Origin of the sequence: Brevibacillus sp. MCWH (assembly GCF_013096935.1) — a bacterium.
GTDB lineage: Bacteria > Bacillota > Bacilli > Brevibacillales > Brevibacillaceae > Brevibacillus > Brevibacillus aydinogluensis.
Genome location: NZ_SDLF01000124.1, coordinates 1 through 504 on the forward strand (window position 1 = coordinate 1; position 504 = coordinate 504).

Consider the following 504-nt stretch of genomic DNA (forward strand, 5'->3'; position numbering starts at 1 on the left):
TTTCCTTGCTTGTCTTTCAAGAACTTACGTTCGAAAGCTACCTTTACAATTGATTTGCTAGGCACTTCCGTCATAATAATATCTTTAGAGTGACACTCTAAATAGTTCTTTTTAAGAACAGGAAGAGTTAAACCTACGATAGGTGAAAGTTGACCTACTGAAGAATACTCACGAATAATTTCTAAAGCACTGTTCTCAAAGAGTTGCTCTAGTTTGCTAGGATGAAGTGCTAAATATGTGTCTTGAATACTCTCTTCAAGAACATCTCCAATTAGTTTTTGCTTGTAGTCTTCACGAAGAGGGTCAACTTTTAATACTTTGATTAAATCATCAATGGCGTCTAATTGGTAAGCGCCACGGAAACTCTCTAGCATAGATTTGACGCCATCTTTAAATTCAGCATTTCGGTCGATACTAAAAGAACCAATAATTTTTGCATGTTGTTGTTCCATATCTAAGTAATCGTACATGCTTTTGCACATCCTTCCTTTAATTTTTTATTTA

1 protein-coding gene is annotated in these 504 nt (G+C 34.7%); it reads right to left on the reverse strand.

What is annotated here, in order from left to right; all coding sequences use genetic code 11:
• Positions 1-470: hypothetical protein (locus tag ETC00_RS19685; RefSeq protein ID WP_171567731.1), on the reverse strand; the 470-nt coding region annotated here is incomplete at its 3' end.
• Positions 471-504: the final 34 nt, after the last annotated feature.